Annotated in this window: 18 protein-coding genes; 5 read left to right on the top strand and 13 right to left on the bottom strand. The window is 58.7% G+C overall.

From position 1 onward, the window contains the following. Window positions 1-5: 5 nt before the first annotated feature. From fdhA to K5D32_RS09420, 9 genes are all read right to left on the bottom strand, one after another. A complete protein-coding gene (gene fdhA, locus K5D32_RS09380) occupies window positions 6-1205 on the bottom strand; it encodes a formaldehyde dehydrogenase, glutathione-independent (protein ID WP_221577057.1) in 1200 nt (399 codons plus the stop codon). Between the two features lie 128 nt (window positions 1206-1333). Further along, window positions 1334-2191: a formyltetrahydrofolate deformylase gene (gene purU / locus K5D32_RS09385; protein ID WP_025258205.1), complete on the bottom strand. Its 858-nt coding sequence runs from the start codon at window positions 2189-2191 to the stop codon at window positions 1334-1336. Window positions 2192-2383: 192 nt separating this feature from the next. Next, window positions 2384-3016 carry a sarcosine oxidase subunit gamma gene (locus K5D32_RS09390; RefSeq protein WP_221600002.1) on the bottom strand — a complete coding sequence of 211 codons (633 nt, stop codon included), beginning with the start codon at window positions 3014-3016 and terminating at the stop codon, window positions 2384-2386. A 194-nt stretch (window positions 3017-3210) separates the two neighbouring features. Then, window positions 3211-6231 carry a sarcosine oxidase subunit alpha gene (locus K5D32_RS09395; RefSeq protein WP_221600004.1) on the bottom strand — a complete coding sequence of 1007 codons (3021 nt, stop codon included), beginning with the start codon at window positions 6229-6231 and terminating at the stop codon, window positions 3211-3213. Further along, window positions 6228-6524: a sarcosine oxidase subunit delta gene (locus K5D32_RS09400; RefSeq protein ID WP_221577060.1), complete on the bottom strand. Its 297-nt coding sequence runs from the start codon at window positions 6522-6524 to the stop codon at window positions 6228-6230. The genes K5D32_RS09395 and K5D32_RS09400 overlap by 4 nt, the downstream gene beginning before the upstream one ends. Before the next feature lie 158 nt (window positions 6525-6682). Next, window positions 6683-7933: a sarcosine oxidase subunit beta family protein gene (locus tag K5D32_RS09405; protein ID WP_025258201.1), complete on the bottom strand. Its 1251-nt coding sequence runs from the start codon at window positions 7931-7933 to the stop codon at window positions 6683-6685. A gap of 17 nt (window positions 7934-7950) precedes the next feature. Continuing rightward, the gene (gene glyA, locus K5D32_RS09410) at window positions 7951-9204 is read right to left on the bottom strand and encodes a serine hydroxymethyltransferase (RefSeq protein WP_221577061.1); all 1254 of its coding nucleotides are present in this window, start codon (window positions 9202-9204) and stop codon (window positions 7951-7953) included. Between the two features lie 219 nt (window positions 9205-9423). Beyond that, window positions 9424-10626, bottom strand: coding sequence for an alanine transaminase (gene alaC, locus K5D32_RS09415; RefSeq protein WP_221536589.1), 1203 nt, complete (start codon window positions 10624-10626; stop codon window positions 9424-9426). A gap of 224 nt (window positions 10627-10850) precedes the next feature. Further along, entirely contained in the window at window positions 10851-11594 is a 744-nt protein-coding gene (locus K5D32_RS09420; protein WP_221600007.1) for a TraX family protein, read from the bottom strand. A gap of 103 nt (window positions 11595-11697) precedes the next feature. Between K5D32_RS09420 and K5D32_RS09425 the strand changes: the two genes are divergently transcribed. Then, complete coding sequence (locus K5D32_RS09425) at window positions 11698-12738, top strand: low specificity L-threonine aldolase (protein WP_025258197.1); 1041 nt, start codon at window positions 11698-11700, stop codon at window positions 12736-12738. Window positions 12739-12801: 63 nt separating this feature from the next. Here K5D32_RS09425 and K5D32_RS09430 read toward each other — a convergent pair whose 3' ends face one another. Further along, entirely contained in the window at window positions 12802-13104 is a 303-nt protein-coding gene (locus K5D32_RS09430) for a cell division protein ZapA (protein WP_198724251.1), read from the bottom strand. After that, the gene (locus tag K5D32_RS09435) at window positions 13101-13334 is read right to left on the bottom strand and encodes a hypothetical protein (RefSeq protein ID WP_025258195.1); all 234 of its coding nucleotides are present in this window, start codon (window positions 13332-13334) and stop codon (window positions 13101-13103) included. The genes K5D32_RS09430 and K5D32_RS09435 overlap by 4 nt, the downstream gene beginning before the upstream one ends. 379 nt (window positions 13335-13713) lie before the next feature. On the opposite strand from K5D32_RS09435, the gene K5D32_RS09440 reads away from it, so the two are divergent. Continuing rightward, entirely contained in the window at window positions 13714-15339 is a 1626-nt protein-coding gene (locus tag K5D32_RS09440; RefSeq protein ID WP_221600009.1) for a methyl-accepting chemotaxis protein, read from the top strand. A 65-nt stretch (window positions 15340-15404) separates the two neighbouring features. Here K5D32_RS09440 and K5D32_RS09445 read toward each other — a convergent pair whose 3' ends face one another. Continuing rightward, window positions 15405-15863, bottom strand: coding sequence for an REP-associated tyrosine transposase (locus tag K5D32_RS09445; RefSeq protein ID WP_221600011.1), 459 nt, complete (start codon window positions 15861-15863; stop codon window positions 15405-15407). Between the two features lie 155 nt (window positions 15864-16018). After that, entirely contained in the window at window positions 16019-17122 is a 1104-nt protein-coding gene (locus K5D32_RS09450) for a GlxA family transcriptional regulator (protein WP_198724245.1), read from the bottom strand. Between the two features lie 706 nt (window positions 17123-17828). On the opposite strand from K5D32_RS09450, the gene K5D32_RS09455 reads away from it, so the two are divergent. From K5D32_RS09455 to choV, 3 genes are all read left to right on the top strand, one after another. Beyond that, window positions 17829-18776 carry a choline ABC transporter substrate-binding protein gene (locus tag K5D32_RS09455; RefSeq protein ID WP_200993913.1) on the top strand — a complete coding sequence of 316 codons (948 nt, stop codon included), beginning with the start codon at window positions 17829-17831 and terminating at the stop codon, window positions 18774-18776. 64 nt (window positions 18777-18840) lie between these two features. After that, window positions 18841-19686: a choline ABC transporter permease subunit gene (gene choW / locus K5D32_RS09460; protein ID WP_025258191.1), complete on the top strand. Its 846-nt coding sequence runs from the start codon at window positions 18841-18843 to the stop codon at window positions 19684-19686. Continuing rightward, window positions 19683-20861, top strand: coding sequence for a choline ABC transporter ATP-binding protein (choV, locus tag K5D32_RS09465; protein WP_221577066.1), 1179 nt, complete (start codon window positions 19683-19685; stop codon window positions 20859-20861). The genes choW and choV overlap by 4 nt, the downstream gene beginning before the upstream one ends. Window positions 20862-21001 lie beyond the last annotated feature (140 nt).

Consider the following 21001-nt stretch of genomic DNA (forward strand, 5'->3'; position numbering starts at 1 on the left):
AGCTATCAGGCTGCGCTGAACAGCTTGTGCGGGTCGATCACGAATTTCTTCGGTACGCCCGCATCGAACTCGCCGTAGCCACGTGGCGCGTCATCCAGGCTGATGACTTCGACACCCACCACATCGGCGATCTTGATGCGGTCCCACATGATGGCCTGCATCAATTGGCGGTTGTACTTCATGACCGGGGTCTGGCCGGTATGGAAGCTGTGGGATTTGGCCCAGCCCAGGCCAAAGCGGATGCTCAGGCTGCCCATTTTCGCTGCGGCATCCACAGCACCCGGATCTTCGGTGACGTACAGGCCGGGGATACCGATCTTGCCGGCAACACGTACCACGCCCATCAACGAGTTGAGCACCGTGGCCGGCGCCTCGGACTGCGCCCCCGCATGACCATGACCACGCGCTTCAAAGCCCACGGCATCAATGGCGCAATCCACTTCCGGCTCGCCCAGCAGCGCGGCGATCTGTTCGTGGAGTGGCGTATCCAGCGACAGGTCGGCGATCTCGAACCCCTGAGCCTTGGCGTGAACCAGACGCGTCGGGTTCACATCGCCGACGATCACCACCGCAGCGCCCAGCAAACGTGCCGAAGCAGCAGCCGCCAGACCCACAGGCCCCGCACCGGCGACATATACGGTGCTGCCTGGGCCAACACCCGCCGTGACCGCGCCGTGATAACCGGTTGGCAGAATGTCGGACAGGCAGGTCAGGTCGCGGATTTTCTCCATGGCCGCATCGCGGTCAGGCAGTTTCAGCAGGTTGAAATCGGCGTAAGGCACCAGCACGTATTCCGCCTGGCCGCCGACCCAGTCGCCCATATCGACATAACCATACGCCCCACCGGCACGCGCCGGGTTGACGGTCAGGCAGACGCCAGTGTGCTGTTCCTTGCAACTGCGGCAACGACCGCACGCCACGTTGAACGGCACGGAGACCAGATCGCCGACCTTGAGGTGTTCGACATCGCGCCCGGCTTCGAGCACTTCGCCAGTAATTTCATGACCGAGCACAAGACCGGTCTGGGCAGTGGTACGACCGCGAACCATGTGCTGGTCCGAGCCGCAGATGTTGGTGGAAACAACGCGCAGAATGACTCCGTGTTCGATGCGCTTGCCCCTTGGATCCTGCATTTTCGGGAAAGGAATTGTTTGCACCTCGACCTTGCCAGCGCCGAGATACACCACACCGCGATTACCAGACATGCTTTCACCTCTATGTTTTGTTGTTGGAAAAAAGAGGGGGTAGCTGCAAGTGGCAAGCTTCAAGCGGCAAGAGGATCTCGCCAGCCTTCAGCTTGCTGCTTGTAGCTTGAAACTTGTCGCTTGCAGCTTCAGAGCACTACCGTTCTGTTGGCATTCAGAAAAACCCGCCGCTCAATGTGATACCCGACGGCCCGTGCCAGGGTCAGTCCTTCGATATCCCGGCCTTTGGCAATCAGGTCTTCGGGATAGTGGCTGTGGTCTACCACTTCGACGCCCTGGGCAATGATCGGTCCTTCGTCCAGGTCGTTGTTGATGTAATGTGCCGTCGCGCCCACCAGTTTCACGCCTTTGTTGTAAGCCTGGTGGTAAGGCTTGGCGCCCTTGAAGCCCGGTAGCAGCGAGTGGTGAATGTTGATCGCCTTGCCGTCGAGCTTGCGGCACAGGTCCGGTGACAGCACCTGCATGTAACGGGCGAGAATCACCAGTTCCGCACCTGAATCTTCGATGACCTGCCAGACCTTGGCTTCCTGAGAAGGCTTATCGTTCGGGTCGAGTGGGAAATGGTAGTACGGAATTCCGTGCCAGCCAGCCAGAGGCTCAAGATCGGGGTGATTGGAGACCACCGCGACCACATCCATAGACAGTTGGTTGATGCGTTGGCGATAGAGCAGATCGTTCAGGCAGTGGTCGGCCTTGGAAACCATGATCACGACTTTTGGCCGATAATTCGGTGCCGTCAGCTCGAAGATCATGCCAAAGGCTTCACCGCGCTCGGTCAGGCCAGAGCGAAAGGCCGCTTCGTCAAAGCCGTCGGGCTGACGGAATTCGACACGAATGAAAAAACGTCCCGAGAGCCGGTCATCGAACGAATGGTGTTCAGTAACATAGCAGCCCTGCTCGAACAGATAGCGGGTTACCGCGTCCACCGTCCCCAGCACACTGGGGCAATCGGCAGTCAAAATCCATGTATCGGGGGCGCGACTCATATAAAAGGTGACTCCTGTTTACTGCCGCTGTTCGCGAATGAATTCGCGCTCACCAAAGAAAACACAACATCATGAATTGAATGGAATTTCCGTAGGAGCGAATTTATTCGCGAAGGGCCGGTACATCCCATAAAAATTCACTGCCTGGAATGGCGTCTCGCGAATGAATTCGCTCCTACCTGTTGGAGTCTCCTACGCCTTGATGCTCAACCCATATTCGGCACTGGCATCCTGCAACCACAACCACCAGTAATCCGAGAAGCTGCGGCGAATCAGCAGTTCCCAGGTTTCCTCGCCGGTGCGGCGAATAACCAGTTGCGACTTGGCGAACACCGTGCCGACCGCCTTGCCCACCGGAAAGTTATCCGGGTGGACGTCATAGCTGGTGGACTTCATCAGCACGTCACGAACATTGGGGCCAGTCAGCTCCAGAATCGATTGGCCACCGCTGACATTCACCACCGAGATATGCAGCCCCGCCAGTGCTTCGCGCAGGCGTTGCTCGGTGGCGAACTCTTCGCCGGTGGGCACGATCAGCAGCCACTCGTCCGGGCCAAGCCATTGCAGCGAGCTTTCGCCGCTGGTGACCAGAGTGAGTGCAGCAGGCAATTCCATGCCCAAAGCCTTGTGAACTCCGGCAGCGAACGCCGGATCACGACCATCACCACGAATGGTCAAATGGCCGAGCAGTTTTTTCTCGCGCAGGATCACGCCGGGGTTGGCGCGCCCTTTGCCGACCAGGCTGCCGAGGTCGGCGTGGAACAGCGGCGATTCAGCCTTTACGCCCGCTTCGGGACGCTGTTGGTATACGTTGACTGTGGTCATGGGACACCTGTCATGAATTCTGTTTTTTACCCTGTGAAAACTACTGCGCTCGGTCATGCTGCGTTGAAAACAGGCTCGGAATGCTCATTTACAACACGTAAACTCCGCTTCCTCGCCTGTTTTCGCCTTGCCTGACCTTCGCTCGCTACGTTTTCACACAGCCTGTGTGCGAATGAATTCGCTTCTACAGGGTTTTACTCAACGTTCTGCTGATCGCCTTTCGGGTCGAAGAACACCGAGGACACAATCTCGGCTTCGATCACGCTGCCATCGGCCAGCGGTGCAAAGACCCGCTCGCCCATGCGCTGCAAACCGCCCTTGACCACGCCCATCGCAAACGAATAACCCAGCGAGTTGTGGGCATAGCTGGAGGTGACGTGGCCGACCATGTTCATGGGGATCGTCTGCTGGGTGTCGAAGACCAGTTGCGCACCTTCCGGCAGCCATTTGGTCGGGTCGACCGGCTTGAGGCCCACCAGTTGCTTGCGTTGTTCACGCACGCAATCTTCGCGGTTCATGCCGCGCCAGCCGATCCAGGAGAACGGCTTGGTGCGCCCCACGCACCAGCCCATGTTCAGGTCGTCCGGGGTCATGGAGCCGTCGGTATCCTGACCGACGATGATGAAACCCTTCTCGGCCCGCAGCACGTGCATGGTCTCGGTGCCGTAAGGCGTCAGGTTGTACTTCTTGCCTGCCTCGGCGATCTTTTCCAGAACACCCATGGCGTAGTCCGCCTGGATGTTGACCTCGTAGGACAGCTCGCCCGTAAAGGAAATACGGAACACACGCGCCGGCACGCCAGCCACCAGGCCTTCTTTCCAGGTCATGAACGGGAAGGCTTCGCGGCCCAGATCGATGTCGGTCACTTCGCTGAGCAGCTTGCGGCTGTTGGGGCCGGACAACGTCAGAGTCGCGTAGTGGTCGGTCACGGAAGTGAAATACACTTTCAGGTCAGGCCATTCGGTCTGCTGATAGATTTCCAGCCATTGCAGCACACGGGCTGCGCCGCCAGTGGTGGTAGTCATGATGAAGTGATTGTCAGCGACGCAGGCTGTAACGCCGTCGTCGAAGACCATACCGTCTTCCTTGCACATCAGGCCATAACGCGCCTTGCCCACATCCAGCTTGGTCCAGGCGTTGGTGTAGACGCGGTTCAGGAACTCACGAGCGTCCGGGCCTTGAATGTCGATCTTGCCCAGGGTCGAGGCGTCCAGCAGACCGACGCTTGCGCGCACGGCCTTGCATTCACGGGCGACAGCGGCATGCATGTCTTCACCGTTTTTCGGGAAGTACCATGGGCGCTTCCACTGGCCGACATCTTCAAACTCGGCACCGTTCTTGATGTGCCAGGCATGCAGTGCGGTAAAGCGTACTGGCTCGAAGATGTGTCCGCAGTGACGGCCTGCAATAGCGCCGAAGGTCACAGGCGTGTAGTTCGGGCGGAACATGGTGGTGCCCATCTCAGGGATGGAAACCTTCAGCGAACGGGCAGCAATGGCCAGACCGTTGACGTTGCCCAGCTTGCCCTGATCAGTGCCGAAACCCAGCGCGGTGTAGCGCTTGACGTGCTCGACCGACTCGAAGCCTTCCCGGGTCGCCAGTTCGATGGCGGCGGCGGTGACGTCGTTCTGCAGGTCGACGAACTGCTTGGGTGCGCGGGCCGTGCCTTTTTCATGGGGCACATGGAACAGCGCCAGCGCCGGTTCTTCTGCGCGGCTCAGGGCTTTGGGCATGACGCCCTCCACCGCCTTGAAACCGGCCTCGCTGGCAGCACGAGCACCACCTTCAAAGCCGTCGGCCAGGGTATCAGCCAGGCTGTAGACGCCATTCACGCCGCCGACACAGACACGTTTCTGTGGTGCTTCGCCCGGTACAAAACCGAGAATGTCTTCACGCCAGGCCGGCTTGCCGCCCAGGTGCGAAGCCAGATGCACGATCGGGCTGTAACCGCCGGAGCTGGCAACCAGATCACACTCAAGCCATTCACCGGGGCTGGTGACGCTCAGTGTCTTGACGTCGATGGCCGCCACACGGGCAGCCGTTACGCGCTTGCTGCCACGGGTTTCGATCACAGCGCTGGAGGTGAGGATACGAATACCCTTGGCCCGAGCTTCTTCAACCAGCGGACCACGCGGGTTATGGCGTGCATCGGCAATCGCCACCACTTGCAGGCTGGCATCGATCCAGTCCAGCGCAACGCGGTAGGCGTGATCGTTGTTGGTGGACAGCACCAGCTTGCGGCCCGGAGCCACACCATAACGGCGAACATAAGTGGAGACGGCGCCAGCCAGCATGTTGCCCGGAACGTCGTTGTTGCCGTAGACCAGAGGGCGCTCGTGAGTACCGGTGGCCAATACGACACGCTTGGCGCGTACGCGATGCATGCGCTGACGCACCATGCCAATGGGGGCGCGATCGCCAAGATGATCGGTCAGGCGCTCATGAATGGTCAGGAAGTTGTGATCGTGATAGCCGTTGACCGTGGCGCGAGGCAGCAGGGTCACGTTCTTCAGGCCCTTGAGTTCGGCGATGACGGTCGCGACCCATTCGGCTGCCGGTTTGCCATCGAGGCTTTCACGGCTGTCGAGCAGGCTGCCGCCAAACTCTTCCTGCTCATCGGCCAGAATCACCCGTGCGCCACTGCGCGCAGCGGCCAGGGCCGCGGCCAGACCGGCAGGCCCGGCGCCGACGATCAGCACGTCGCAGTGCTGGTTCATCGCATCATAACTGTCCGGATCGTTCTCGGTCGGCGAACGGCCAAGACCGGCGGCCTTGCGGATGTACTTCTCGTAAGTCATCCAGAACGATTGCGGGTACATGAAGGTTTTGTAGTAGAAACCCGGTGGCATCAGCTTGCCGCCGACCTTGCCGAGAATCCCCATCACGTCATTGTTAACACTCGGCCAGCCGTTGGTGCTGGTCGCCACCAGACCCGGATACAGCGCCTGCTGGGTAGCACGCACGTTGGGGATCTGGGTCGCTTCGGTCGCGCCGATCTGCAAGACCGCATTCGGCTCTTCGGAGCCCGCCGCGAAAATGCCGCGAGGACGGGAATACTTGAAGCTGCGGCCGATGATATCCACACCATTGGCCAGCAACGCAGCGGCCAGGGTATCACCCTCGAAACCCTGATAAGACTGGCCGTTGAAGGTGAAATTCAGCACCTTGCTACGGTCGATACGGCCACCGTGGGGCAGTCGGTTGGTCTGGCTCATGCCTTGTCTCCCTTGGCCGTGAACTGTGGTTTGGCGCCAATCGGATAGGTTTCCAGAATCTCGTAGGTCACGGTGTCGCGGGTGGCATTGAAATACTGGCGGCAACCGGCAGCGTGAATCCACAACTCGTGATGCAGGCCACGGGGGTTGTCACGGAAGAACATGTAATCGCCCCACTGTTCATCGGTGCAGGCGTTCGGGTCCAGCGGACGCGGGATATGCGCCTGACCAGAGCTGTGAAATTCCTCTTCGGAGCGCAGTTCGCCACAGTGAGGACAGAAGATATGCAACATAAAAAGCTCTCCTTCTTAAAACCTCGTGAGAACGTAGCGAGCGAAGGTAAGACAAGGCAAAAACAGGCGAGAAAGCGGAGTTTAGAAATCTAAATGAGCATTTCTCGCCTGTTTTTAACGCCGTATTACCGAGCGCAGTAGTTCTCACGTGGTTTTTGTTAGTGGGCGACCGCGGCAGCACCATGCTCATCAATGAGGGCGCCGTTGTGGAAACGGTCGATGGAGAAAGGCTTGGCCAACGGGTGCATTTCACCCTTGGCAAGGCTGGCGGCAAACACGTTGCCCGAGCCAGGCGTTGCCTTGAAGCCACCGGTGCCCCAACCGCAGTTGAAGAACATGTTCGGTACGGGTGTCTTGGAGATGATCGGGCAGGCGTCCGGCGTGGTATCGACGATGCCGCCCCACTGACGGTTCATGCGCACCCGCGACAACACAGGGAACATCTCGACGATGGCCTGGATGGTGTGTTCGATCACAGGGTACGAGCCGCGCTGGCCATAGCCGACCCAGCCGTCGATACCGGCACCGATCACCAGGTCACCCTTGTCGGACTGGCTGATATAACCGTGAACGGCGTTGGACATGATCACGCTGTCGATGATGGGTTTGATGGGCTCGGACACCAGCGCCTGCAACGGATGGGATTCGATCGGCAGACGGAAGCCTGCCAGTTTCGCCATGTGCCCGGAGTTACCGGCTGTCACCACACCGACACGCTTGGCGCCGATGAAGCCCTTGTTGGTTTCGACGCCGATGCAAACACCGTTTTCCTTGCGGAAACCGATCACTTCGGTCTGCTGGATCAGGTCCACACCCAGGGCATCGGCGGCGCGGGCAAAGCCCCAGGCCACGGCATCGTGACGGGCAACGCCACCACGGCGCTGGACCGTTGCACCGATGATCGGGTAACGCGTGTTCTTCGAGCAGTCCAGGTACGGAATTTCTTCAGCGACCTGTTTACCATTGAGCAGTTCGCCATCCACGCCGTTCAGGCGGTTGGCGCTGACCCGACGTTCCGAGTCGCGCATGTCTTGCAGCGTGTGGCACAGGTTGTAGACGCCGCGCTGGGAAAACATGACGTTGTAGTTCAGGTCCTGGGACAGGCCTTCCCACAGTTTCATTGCGTGCTCATAGAGATGAGCCGACTCGTCCCACAGGTAGTTGGAACGCACGATGGTGGTGTTGCGCGCCGTGTTGCCGCCGCCCAGCCAGCCCTTCTCGACCACGGCCACGTTTTTCACGCCGTGCTCCTTGGCCAGGTAGTAGGCCGTTGCCAGGCCATGCCCGCCACCGCCGACGATCACCACGTCGTAGACTTTCTTGGGCGTCGGCGTGCGCCACATGCGCTGCCAGTTTTCATGGTGGCTGAGGGAGTGTTTGAAAAGGCCGAAGCCTGAGTAATGCTGCATGAAAGGCTACTCCTGACTCAGCGATAAACCGGGAAATCGGCGCACAGTGCCGCGACCTGACTGGCGACGTTGGCCTCGACATCGGCATCGCCGAGGTTGTCGAGAATGTCGCAGATCCAGCCGGCCAGATCGGTGCACTGGGTCACCTTGAAACCGCGACTGGTGACGGCCGGGGTGCCGATCCGCAGACCCGACGTCACGAACGGCGATTGCGGGTCGTTCGGTACCGAGTTCTTGTTGACGGTGATGTGCGCACGGCCCAGAGCGGCGTCCGCGTCCTTGCCGGTCAGGCCCTGGCGAATCAGGCTGACCAGGAACAGGTGGTTGTCGGTTCCGCCCGATACCACGTCGTAACCACGATCCACGAAGACCTGCGCCATGGCCTGGGCGTTGTCGATCACTTGTTGCTGATAAGCCTTGAAACCTGGCTCCAGCGCTTCCTTGAAGCACACGGCCTTGGCGGCGATGACGTGCATCAACGGACCGCCCTGCCCGCCAGGAAATACGGCGGAGTTGAGTTTTTTCTCAAGCTCTTCGTTGGCCTTGGCCAGGATCAGACCGCCACGCGGGCCGCGCAGGGTCTTGTGGGTGGTGGTGGTCACCACATCGGCGTATGGCAGCGGGTTCGGGTACAAGCCAGCAGCCACCAGCCCGGCCACGTGGGCCATGTCGACGAACAGGTAAGCGCCCACCTTGTCGGCGATTTCGCGAAAACGCGGGAAATCCAGGGTTTTCGAGTAGGCCGAGAAACCGGCAATGATCATCTTCGGTTTGGTTTCCAGGGCGATACGCTCGACTTCGTCGTAGTCGATCAGCCCGGTATTGGTGTCGATGCCGTATTGCACAGCGTTATAAAGGCGACCGGAGAAACTCACCTTGGCGCCGTGGGTCAGGTGACCGCCATGGGCCAGACTCATACCCAGTACGGTATCGCCCGCTTGCAGCAGAGCCAGATAGACAGCGGCGTTGGCCTGACTGCCGGAATGCGGCTGAACGTTGGCGTAATCGGCACCGAACAGTTGCTTGGCCCGCTCGATTGCCAGTTGCTCGACCTTGTCGACGTGCTCGCAGCCACCGTAATAACGCTTGCCCGGGTAGCCTTCGGCATATTTGTTGGTCAGTCCGCTGCCTTGGGCCTGCATGACGCGCTTGCTGGTGTAGTTCTCGGAGGCGATCAGCTCGATATGGTCTTCCTGACGCTGCTCCTCGGCATTGATGGCCGACAACAGTGCATCGTCATATCCCTGAATCTGGTCTTGCTTGCTGAACATCGCGGTTCTCCCAGCGGCGGCGTTGCGCCTGGCTTGTCGGCAGGGCTGTGAGTGCCCTTTGGATGCGATGGTAGGGCCGACGCAAACCGGCCAAATGCCTACGGACGCCACACAAAGGTGCGTTTACGACATGGCATGGCGGGGAGGGATAAATCGATTGGCGGATGAATCCGCTCCTGCGAGGTCCGAAGGAGCGGGTTCATCCGGGGAAACTTACATTCAGGCAGGCTTGTCGGCCCGGAACATGGCGCGAATGCCACGTACGGCCTGACGGATGCGGTCCTGGTTTTCGATCAGGGCAAAGCGGACATGGTCGTCGCCGTACTCACCGAAACCGATACCCGGCGACACACAGACCTTGGCTTCGGCCAGCAGCTTCTTGGCGAACTCCAGCGAGCCGAGGTGCGCGTAGGCAGGCGGGATTTTCGCCCAGACGTACATCGAGGCCTTGGGGTTTTCCACCATCCAGCCCAGTTCGTGCAGCCCTTTGACCAGCACATTGCGACGCTGACGATACTGTTCGGCGATGTCGAGCACGCATTGCTGGTCGCCTTCGAGCGCGGCAATCGCCGCCACCTGCAAGGGTGTGAAGGTGCCGTAGTCGTGATAGCTCTTGATCCGTGCCAGAGCGCTGACCAGTTCCGGGTTGCCGACCATGAAGCCGATACGCCAGCCCGCCATGTTGTAACTCTTGGACAGGGTGAAGAACTCCACCGCAATGTCCTTGGCACCGGGTACCTGCATGATCGACGGAGCCTTCCAGCCGTCATAGACGATGTCGGCATAGGCCAGGTCGTGAATCACCAGAACGTCGTACTGCTTGGCCAGTGCGACCACGCGCTCGAAGAAATCCAGCTCCACGCACTGGGCGGTGGGGTTGGACGGAAAGCCGAGGATCATCATCTTTGGCTTGGGAATCGAGCCGCGAATGGCCTTTTCCAGTTCGGCAAAGAAGTCCACACCCGGCACCAGTGGCACTGAACGCACCTGGGCGCCGGCAATCACGGCACCGTAGATGTGGATCGGGTAACTGGGGTTGGGCACCAGCACCGTGTCACCCTGATCGAGGGTGGCGAGCATCAGGTGCGCCAGGCCCTCCTTGGAACCGATGGTGACAATGGCTTCGCTTTCCGGATCGATATCGACCTCGTAGCGTTTCTTGTACCAGTTGGAAATGGCACGACGCAGACGAGGAATACCCCGTGAGGTCGAGTAACCGTGGGTGTCTTCGCGCTGGGCAACGGTGACCAGTTTTTCGACGATATGCGGTGGCGTCGCCCCATCGGGGTTGCCCATGCTCAAGTCGATAATGTCTTCGCCACGACGACGAGCCGCCATTTTCAGCTCGGCAGTGATATTGAACACGTAAGGGGGGAGTCGATCTATGCGCGCAAAGCGGCGCGGCAAACCTTGGTCAGCCATGGGTATCTCGCAGACGTAAGCGCCCGGAACCGTCCGAGCGACGTTGGCCACATGAGGCGGCCTGCGGCGAAGATAAGTGCAGTCATGGCGATTTGTCTACAGATATCTGTACAGACTGTGTAGGACCGAATTCATTCGGGAAGGCGTTGGTGGGCCAGATATAAATCTGGCGTCCGGGCTGGCCTCTTCCCGAATGAATTCGGTCCTACGGGGTTGAGGTATGGTTAGAGAGCCAGCAACTCCCGCAGCCCCAGCAGCACCAGGAAGTGGCCGGGATAGATCGCATAAGCCCAGCGCCGCATGGGAGCTACCGCAAACCCTGGTTTCCTGCGCAGCAGTGCAATGCCCATGGCTGGCGCGATCAGGCAGGCGATGATTGAGCCGATGGAAATCGGATCGCCCCACGCTGCACCGGCGAACATGTCGGGCCAGGCATTGGCTGCGACACAGAGCACCGCCGGAAAAACCGCGTACCCGAGCGGTTTTTGCAAGACCAGCAGCAATGCCAGCGGCAGCAGCACGCCCGCAAAACCGAACATCAGGTGTTGCTGAAAGAGCGCGGCAAACAACAAGGCAACAATGGCCATGAGTCGTGTCATGACATTGCGGTGTCGCCAGCCTTGGGCAACCAGAAGCCCGAGCAGCAGGGTCGGCATCACGTTCAGGGTCGTGGCATCGGCCATGAACAATCGATAGGGAATCTCAGACAAGACCGCAAACGCCAACACCCAGCCCAAGTAACGCCACTGCACCCGGGGCGTCACCAACGCGGCGCTGCGGCGCGCCAGGTTGACGGCAATCGCCAGGCAAAACCAGGGAAAGGCCAGACGCCCCGGCACGTAGAGAACATTCACCGCCCAGCCCACATAGCGCAGGTGATCGAGCACCATGCTCAGCATCGCCAGCCATTTGAGCAGATCCAGCGCCTTGTCGCGTCCCGGCAGAAAGGGCGGGTTTGAAAGATCCATGTCGCTCCCGAAAATAAAAGCATTTCAACCATTAACAATGGCGTTACTCAACACGGCATTGTTCGCTAAAGTGCGCACCATAAACGACCACAAGGAATCGGCCATGACAGACCAAAGCCAACAGTTCGCCAGCGACAACTATTCCGGCATCTGCCCCGAAGCCTGGGCGGCCATGGAACAGGCGAACAAAGGGCATCAACGTGCCTATGGCGATGACCAGTGGACTGCCCGCGCCTCCGACGATTTCCGTCGACTGTTCGAGACCGATTGCGAAGTGTTCTTTGCCTTCAACGGCACAGCGGCCAACTCGTTGGCACTGTCGTCGCTGTGCCAGAGTTATCACAGTGTCATCTGTTCGGAAACTGCCCACGTCGAAACAGACGAATGCGGCGCACCGGAGTTCTTCTCCAACGGCTCGAAACTGCTCACAGCCCCAAGCGCTGGCGGCAAGCTGACGCCTGAATCGATCCGCGAAGTGGCGCTCAAGCGTCAGGATATCCACTATCCCAAACCCCGGGTCGTAACCCTGACCCAGGCAACGGAAGTCGGCGGTGTCTACCTGCCGGAAGAACTGCGGGCGATCAGCGCAACCTGCAAGGAGCTGGGCCTGCATCTGCATATGGATGGCGCCCGCTTCTCCAATGCCTGCGCCTATCTGGACTGCTCACCCGCCGAGCTGACCTGGAAGTCGGGCGTCGATGTGCTGTGCTTTGGCGGCACCAAGAACGGCATGGCGGTGGGTGAAGCCATCCTGTTCTTCAACCATGATCTGGCCGAAGACTTCGACTATCGCTGCAAACAGGCCGGGCAACTGGCTTCGAAAATGCGCTTCCTGTCCGCGCCATGGGTCGGGCTGCTGGAAAACGACGCCTGGCTCAAACATGCGCGCCATGCCAACCATTGCGCGCAACTGCTGGCCGAACTGGTCAAGGATATTCCAGGCGTGGAGCTGATGTTCCCGGTGCAGGCCAACGGCGTGTTCCTGCAACTCTCGGAGCCGGCAATTGCCGCATTGACCGCCAGGGGCTGGCGTTTCTATACCTTCATCGGCAAGGGCGGCGCACGCTTCATGTGCTCCTGGGATACCGAAGAAGCACGGGTGCGGGAACTGGCGGCGGATATTCGCCTGGTGATGCAGGGTTAAGGGTTATCGCCTTGTGCAGACTGTGTGGGAGCGGACAAATCCGCTCCCACAACCGGCAACAACTCAACCCTGTGAAATCGTCTTTGAAATCACATCCACCGTCGCACTCACCTGTTCCTGGTAACGTGCCAGCTCGACCTTGTGCTGCTGCTCAAGCTCGATCTGCTGCGAACACAGGTTCAGAGCCGCCAGCACCAGCAGGCGGTCGCCGATCAGGGTCGGGTATTTGCGCTTGGTATCGGTCAGGGATGCCTGGAGCATCGCCGCGGCCTGCAGAAGAGTCTTATCCTCGCCTGCCGGCGCCTTGACCGAATACTCGTTACCCAGAATGGAGAGAACGGTTACCCCGTTTCTGTCGTAGTTCATGCGCTGACAGCACTGGCGCTGGTTGCGCGTTCGACCAGTGCCTGAATGCGCGCAGCGGTACTGCCTTGTTTCTCTTCCTGTTCCATCAGGCTCAATTGCAGGCTGTCGTTCTCATCCCTGGCTTTGGCAAGTTCGGCGCTCAGTTGCGCGTTTGTGTCCTGTAGCTGCTGGTTCTGTTGCACCAGATCACCGACAAGCTGTTCCAACTGGCTAAGGGAGGTTTCCAACATTCTGATTTCTCAAGCAAATTTCAACGGGCGCACACGATAAAGAAAAGTCTCTACGCATGCCAGAACAAAGCAAGGCTTCAGGGGCCATGTGACTGCATTTTAACCACCAGGTTCCTGCGGCCCGTCAGAACACCGCCGCTGCGACAAAAGCGCACAGCAAAAATTTCGGTGTCATCCCTCCGAAAGCGCCCGACCCAGTGGTTTCAAGCACTTGCAGGCTATTTTCGATTTTTTTCCAAAACCGTCAGAAATTGATACACGTCAAAGCACGTGCCCTGGCCTCAAGACTTTCATCGTAGAACCGATAGGCAGCCAACATCACGAAATTGCCTTTTCTTTTATACGACGCATGGAACGCGCCTGACTTCTGGAAGCTTCCATGTCATTACGTAATATGAATATCGCGCCACGCGCGTTTCTCGGGTTTGCCGTGATCGGCGCACTCATGCTGATTCTCGGTTTTTTCGCGCTCTCGCAGATGAGCAAGATCCGCGTAGCGACCGATACCCTGGCCGAGAACAGTGTGCCCAGCATCAAAAGTCTGGATCGGTTTGCAGAAGTGAGTATCCGCCTGCGGGTGCTCTCCTATCGACTACTGGTCAATCGGGAACCGGATATCCAGCAGAAGACCATCGACTTGCTGGCCATGCGCAACAAGCAGATCAGCGAAGCCCAGGCCATTTACGAAAGACTGATCGGTGACCCGAAAGAGCAAGCACTCTACAACCAGTACGTGCAATTGCTCGGTCAATATCGCCAGCTCGAAGACCGAATGAAAGTCCTGACCCGGGCCAACAAGGTCGATGAGCTGCAAGACCTGCTCAATAACGAAATGCTCAGCAACTCCGACCAGATGAACGTCGTGCTCAGCAAACTGGTGGACATCAACACGGAACAGTTGAACAACACCAAAAAACAGGCCGCCCAGGAATATGCTTCGGCCTTCAATCTGGTCATCGGCCTGCTGATCATCGCCACCCTGCTGACCATCCTGTTCGCCTGGCTGTTGACCAAGAGCATTACCCGCCCGATTTCAGCGGCATTGCATGCAGCCGAAACCATCGCCGAAGGCAACCTGACTCGTCCGATCGAAGTCGACGGCACCGACGAAGCAGGCCGTTTGCTGCTGGCCATGCAAACCATGCAAGGCAAGCTGCGTGACACCCTGCAACGCATTTCCGGCTCAGCTACCCAACTGGCTTCGGCAGCAGAAGAACTGAATGCGGTCACCGACGAAAGTGCTAGGGGGCTGTCGCAACAGAACAACGAAATCGAACAGGCAGCCACTGCGGTCAACGAAATGACCAGCGCCGTCGAAGAGGTTGCCCGCAACGCAACCAGCACCTCCGAAGCCTCGAAGAGCGCAACCACGTCGGCTGGCGACGGTCGCGATCTGGTGGTGGAAACCGTCAATGCCATCGAGCGCATGAGCGGCGACGTGCAAAGCACAGCCGAACTCATCAGCAATCTGGCTAATGAGTCCCGGGATATCGGCAAGGTGCTGGATGTGATTCGCGGCCTGGCCGACCAGACCAACCTGCTGGCCCTCAACGCCGCCATCGAAGCCGCCCGCGCCGGTGAGGCCGGACGTGGTTTCGCGGTGGTCGCCGATGAAGTCCGCGCACTGGCGCACCGCACCCAGCAATCGACCAGCGAAATCGAACGCATGATCGGCAGCATTCAGGGCGGCACCGAACAGGCCGTGAGCTCGATGCGCAACAGCACCGAGCGTGCGGAATCGACCCTGAGCATCGCCAAAGGCGCCGGCCTGGCGCTGGAAACCATTCACGCGGCGGTGGAAGAAATCAACGAACGTAACCTGGTCATCGCCAGCGCCGCCGAAGAACAGGCTCAAGTCGCCCGGGAAGTTGACCGCAACCTGGTGAACATCCGTGACCTGTCAGCCCAGTCCACCACAGGCGCCAACCAGACCACAGCCGCCAGCAATGAGCTGTCGCGTCTGGCAGTCGACCTGAACAGCATGGTTTCGCGATTCAGCCTGTAATGCCTTCGCGAATGAATTCGCTCCTACGGATTTCGTAGGAGCGAATTCATTCGCGAAAAACCTGCTCAAACCCAAATGGCATCCCACAGCGAGTAATCCCCCAAACGCTTTACCAAACCTGCTCGAACCGGATTAGCCACAACATAGCGAGCCACGTCTTGAATACACTCTTCGCGCCGGATCGCTCGATCATGAAAACCCGCCTGCCAGAGTCTTCCTTCTCTCTGGGTCGCTCTTTGGATTGAAAGAGAACTGCACGCTTTGGTCTGCTTCATGAGCAAGCTTAAAGAACATTCACCTAGCTCCAGCAGCCAGTGGAAGTGATCAGGCATTACGACCCAGGCCAGCGACGTGGCCTGCCTCTGGATTTGGGCGCGCTTGAACTCCTCGACCACCAGCCGTCCCAAGCTCAAATCACTGAATATCGGACAGCGGTCTTTTACCACCGATGTCACCAGATAAATTTGCCCTGTTTGAGAATATCGACCGATCCGCAGACGGCATGCTTGTGCGCGCTCAGACATCTTTTGCCATCCATGGCTAATGAGACAGAGTCTGAGTTTAGTTGCATGAAAGAACAGTGCTTACGCTAAAGTCTGGCGGGATATTTCTGGGCCTTCGCGAATGAATTCGCTCCTTGCGGTCGGGGTAGGAACGAATTCATTCGCGAAATGGGGCCTTACAACCGCACACTCGCAAACGTCGACTCGTTACGCGCCTGACTCAATGCCGACATGGGGCCAGACAGTGGGGCCAGTACCAGAGCCTGAGGGATTGGCATCATGGCGACTTGCTGGGCGGTGTTTGAACCCACACGTTCGTCGCGTGGCGGGATACCGAAGTATTCGCGGTAGCACTTGGAGAAATGTGGCGTCGACACGAAGCCACAGACCGATGCCACTTCAATGATCGACATGGGCGTCTGCTTGAGCAGTTGCCGGGCGCGGATCAGGCGCAGCTTGAGGTAATAACGCGACGGCGAACAATGCAGGTACTTCTGGAACAACCGCTCCAGTTGTCTGCGGGAAACCGCCACGTAAACCGCCAGTTCATCCAGATCGATCGGCTCTTCGAGATTGGCCTCCATCAAGGCCACGATTTCCTGCAACTTGGGCTGGTTGGTACCCAGCATGTGCTTGAGCGGTACGCGCTGGTGATCCTGTTCGTTACGAATACGCTCGTAGACGAACATCTCGGAAATCGCCGCCGACAGTTCACGGCCATGATCGCGGCTGATCAGGTGCAGCATCATGTCCAGCGGCGCGGTGCCACCAGAGCTGGTGAAACGGTTGCGGTCCAGAGTGAACAAGCGAGTGCTCATCGAGACACGCGGGAAAGCTTCCTGCATCGCCGCCAGACACTCCCAGTGAACACTGCAATCAAAACCGTCGAGCAGACCTGCACAGGCCAATGCCCAACTGCCAGTACATACAGCGCCCAAACGACGGGACTGGCGGGCCTGGCTCTGTAGCCAGCTCACGTGTTCACGGGTAACGGTGCGCTGAATCCCGACGCCGCCACAGACAATGATGGTGTCCAGTGCCGGTGCCTTTTGCATCGCGGCATCCGGAGTGATCTGCAGACCATCACTGGCCCAGACCTGGTTGCCGTCCACGCTCAAGGTGGTCCAGCGATAGAGTTCACGACCGGAAAGCTGATTGGCCATGCGCAGGGGTTCGACCGCCGATGCGAGTGAGATCAGGGTGAAGTTGTCCAGCAACAGAAAGCCGATGGACTGTGGCGCGCGGTTCTGGGGTTGTGCCCCTGCATTGAACGAAGTCATCACGTATCTCCTCACTCTTGGCGGTAGTTGGCCTCAGGCGAGGCTCTTCTTAGTAGCCTTGCTTCATGCATGGCCTTCCAACCCCATCGCAAATCCCATGCCGAAAACTGAATAGCCATTCAATAACCCCTGAAAGCGACGTCGTGATGTGTCTATTCAGGCGCGACCGGCGTATCCAATTGCGACGTGGGAGCCACGCACGACAAGGAAGCGTGAGCAGTTCGGTAGCACTTTCGGGAAACGGGAACGAATGATGTTGCCCGACGGTGTCACTCATCGCACAGGGCAATAGCACGGCGCCATAACCCATTCTTTTCGCGCTAAAAGGTGGCGGCTCCTGGCAGCCATGGTCGAAAAGCGAGCAAGCCATTCACTGTCCAAAGGCAAGAAGGTGCCGTACAAGTGAACTTCAATACACCTTGTCGTCTCCATTATCTGGCCGTTTTTAGCTGGCCCAACCCGGTAAAAGTGCGCTTGCAGGTGGGAAAAAAGCTGTAAGCGACGTTGCTCACACTGGATGCGACCCCGCCTGTACTGGATACGACGCCCCCTGTAGGCGTTTGATTTTCACTGTTACATGATCGGCTTCGACTCGATCGCCGGGCGCAGTGAAAGAGCTTCGCAATAAACGTTGCCAACACAACAAGCCGCGTCAGCGCCCCGTTGCTGATGAGATGAATAGACAGAATTCACAGGAGTCCACCCCATGAAAGGTTCTAAATCCTTGCTGTTGGCCGCCACGCTCGGTTTGCCGCTGCTGGCCCAGGCCGCCGAGCCAGAGGCCTGCCACACAGTCAAATTCTCGGACGTCGGCTGGACTGACATTACCGTCACCACTGCGGTGACCAGCGTCGTACTCGAGTCTCTGGGCTACCAGACCAAGACCACCATGATTTCAGTTCCAGTGACCTACAAGTCCCTGGCTGATGGCAAGAACATGGACGTCTTCCTGGGCAACTGGATGCCCACCATGGAAAACGACATCAAGGCCTACCGCGAAGCGGGCACCGTGGAAACCGTTCGCGCCAACCTCGAAAACGCCAAGTACACGCTGGCCGTGCCACAGGCGCTTTACGACAAGGGCCTGAAGGACTTCTCCGATATAGCCAGATTCAAGAAAGAGCTCGACGGCAAGATCTACGGGATCGAACCGGGCAACGACGGCAATCGCCTGATCCAGAGCATGATCGACAAGAACGCCTTCGGCCTGAAGGACGCCGGCTTCAAGGTCGTCGAATCCAGTGAGGCCGGCATGCTGTCGCAGGTTGACCGTGCCACGCGACGTTCTACAGACGTGGTCTTTCTGGGCTGGGAACCCCATCCGATGAATACCCGCTTCAAGATGCAATACCTGACCGGTGGCGACGAGTATTTCGGGCCCAACTTCGGCCAGGCCACTATCTTCACCAATACACGCAAAGGTTACGTGCAAGAGTGCAGCAACGTCGGCCAGTTGCTGAAGAATCTCTCGTTCACCCTGAACATGGAAAGTACCCTGATGGGCAATGTACTGGACGACAAGATGAAACCCGATGCCGCCGCCAAGGCGTGGATCAAGAACAACCCTCAAGTGCTCGACACCTGGCTCGCCGGAGTCACCACCGTAGACGGCAAGCCAGGCCTGGAGGCTGCAAAGGCCAAACTGACACAGTAAGACGATGGCAGGCGGCCTGCCCGCCTGCTGTCCCATTTCTTCCCGCAAGCGGACAATCGATACCATGCTGACTGACCATAAAATCCCTCTGGGCGAGTACATCGCGGCCTTTGTCGACTGGTTGACGCAAAACGGCGCCAACTACTTCGATGCCATCGCCTCGACCCTGGAAATGATGATCCACGGCCTGACCTTCGGCCTGACCTGGTTCAACCCGTTGGTATTGATTGGCCTGATTGCGGCACTGGCGCATTACATCCAGCGCAAATGGGGCCTGACGGTATTCGTCATCCTGGCCTTCCTGCTGATCCTGAACCTGCATTACTGGCAGGAAACGATGGAAACACTGGCCCAGGTGCTGTTCGCCACACTGGTCTGCGTGGTCATCGGTGTGCCGCTGGGCATCATCGCTGCCCACAAACCCATGTTCTACACCGTCATCCGTCCGCTGCTGGACCTGATGCAGACCGTACCGACCTTCGTGTACCTGATTCCAACCCTGACCCTGTTCGGCCTGGGCGTGGTGCCCGGCCTGATTTCCACAGTGGTCTTCGCCATCGCCGCGCCGATCCGCCTGACGTATCTGGGCATTCGCGATGTGCCCCATGAACTGCTCGATGCGGGCAAGGCCTTTGGCTCGTCACGTCGCCAGTTGCTGACCCGTATTGAACTGCCATACGCCATGCCCAGCATCGCGGCGGGCATTACCCAGTGCATCATGCTGTCGCTGTCGATGGTAGTGATCGCAGCACTGGTGGGTGCCGACGGTCTGGGCAAACCCGTGGTCAACGCACTGAACACCGCTGATATCGCCCTGGGCTTCGAAGCCGGTCTGGCGATCGTATTGCTGGCAATCATGCTCGACCGTATCTGCAAACAACCCGAAGCCAAGGTAGGGTCCGACGCATGAGTATCATCAAATTCGATCAGGTAGACGTCATCTTCGCCAAGGATCCGCGTGAGGCTCTCAAGCTGCTGGACCAAGGCCTCACGCGTGACCAGATCCTGAAAAAAATCGGCCAGATCGTCGGCGTGGAAAAAGCCACACTGGAAATCGAGAAAGGCGAAATCTGTGTCCTGATGGGCCTGTCCGGCTCGGGTAAGTCCAGTCTGTTGCGCTGCATCAACGGTCTCAATACCGTCAGCCGTGGTTCGCTGTATGTCGAGCATGAAGGCTCGCAGATCAACATCGCCAACTGCACGGCAGCAGAACTGAAAATGATGCGCACCCAGCGCATCGCGATGGTGTTCCAGAAGTTCGCCCTGATGCCCTGGCTGACCGTGCGCGAGAACATCAGCTTCGGCCTGGAAATGCAGGGGCGACCGGAAAAGGAACGACGCAAGCTGGTCGACGAAAAGCTTGAACTGGTCGGCCTGACCCAATGGCGTAACAAGAAACCCGATGAGCTGTCCGGCGGCATGCAGCAACGTGTCGGTCTGGCGCGGGCGCTGGCGATGGACGCCGACATCCTGCTGATGGACGAGCCTTTCTCGGCCCTCGACCCGCTGATCCGCCAAGGCCTGCAGGACGAACTGCTGGCCCTGCAAAGCAAACTGAGCAAGACCATCGTTTTCGTCAGCCACGACCTGGATGAAGCCCTCAAGCTGGGCAGCCGCATCGCGATCATGAAAGACGGCCGGATCATTCAATACAGCGTGCCCGAAGAGATCGTCCTCAACCCGGCCGATGACTACGTGCGTACCTTCGTCGCTCACACCAATCCGCTCAACGTGCTGTGCGGCCGCAGCCTGATGCGCAGCGTCGACAACTGCACCCGGATCAACGGTTCGGTGTGCCTGGATCCAGGCGTGGATTCCTGGCTGGATCTGGCCGAAGGCAACGTGATCAAAAGCGCTCGCCAGGGGGCTGCGCAGCTCGACTTGCAGAACTGGACACCAGGCCAGGACGTCGCCAGCCTGGATCGCCGTCCGACACTGGTTCACTCCAATATCGGCATGCGCGATGCCTTGCAGATCCGCTACCAGACCGGCAACAAACTGGTACTGCAAGATGGCGACAAGGTGGTCGGCATCCTGGGAGACAGCGAGTTGTATCACGCGCTGCTGGGCAAGAATCTGGGGTAAATCCGTAGGAGCGAATTCATTCGCGAAGGTCAATTTTCGCGAATGAATTCGCTCCTACGGCGATTTTGTCACGCCTGTAATTTTTTATTGATTGATCGTTCAATTAAAAACAATTAGGCTAAAAAGGGTCAGCAAGCCAC

Origin of the sequence: Pseudomonas cichorii (genome assembly GCF_019719005.1) — a bacterium.
Lineage (GTDB): Bacteria > Pseudomonadota > Gammaproteobacteria > Pseudomonadales > Pseudomonadaceae > Aquipseudomonas > Aquipseudomonas cichorii_E.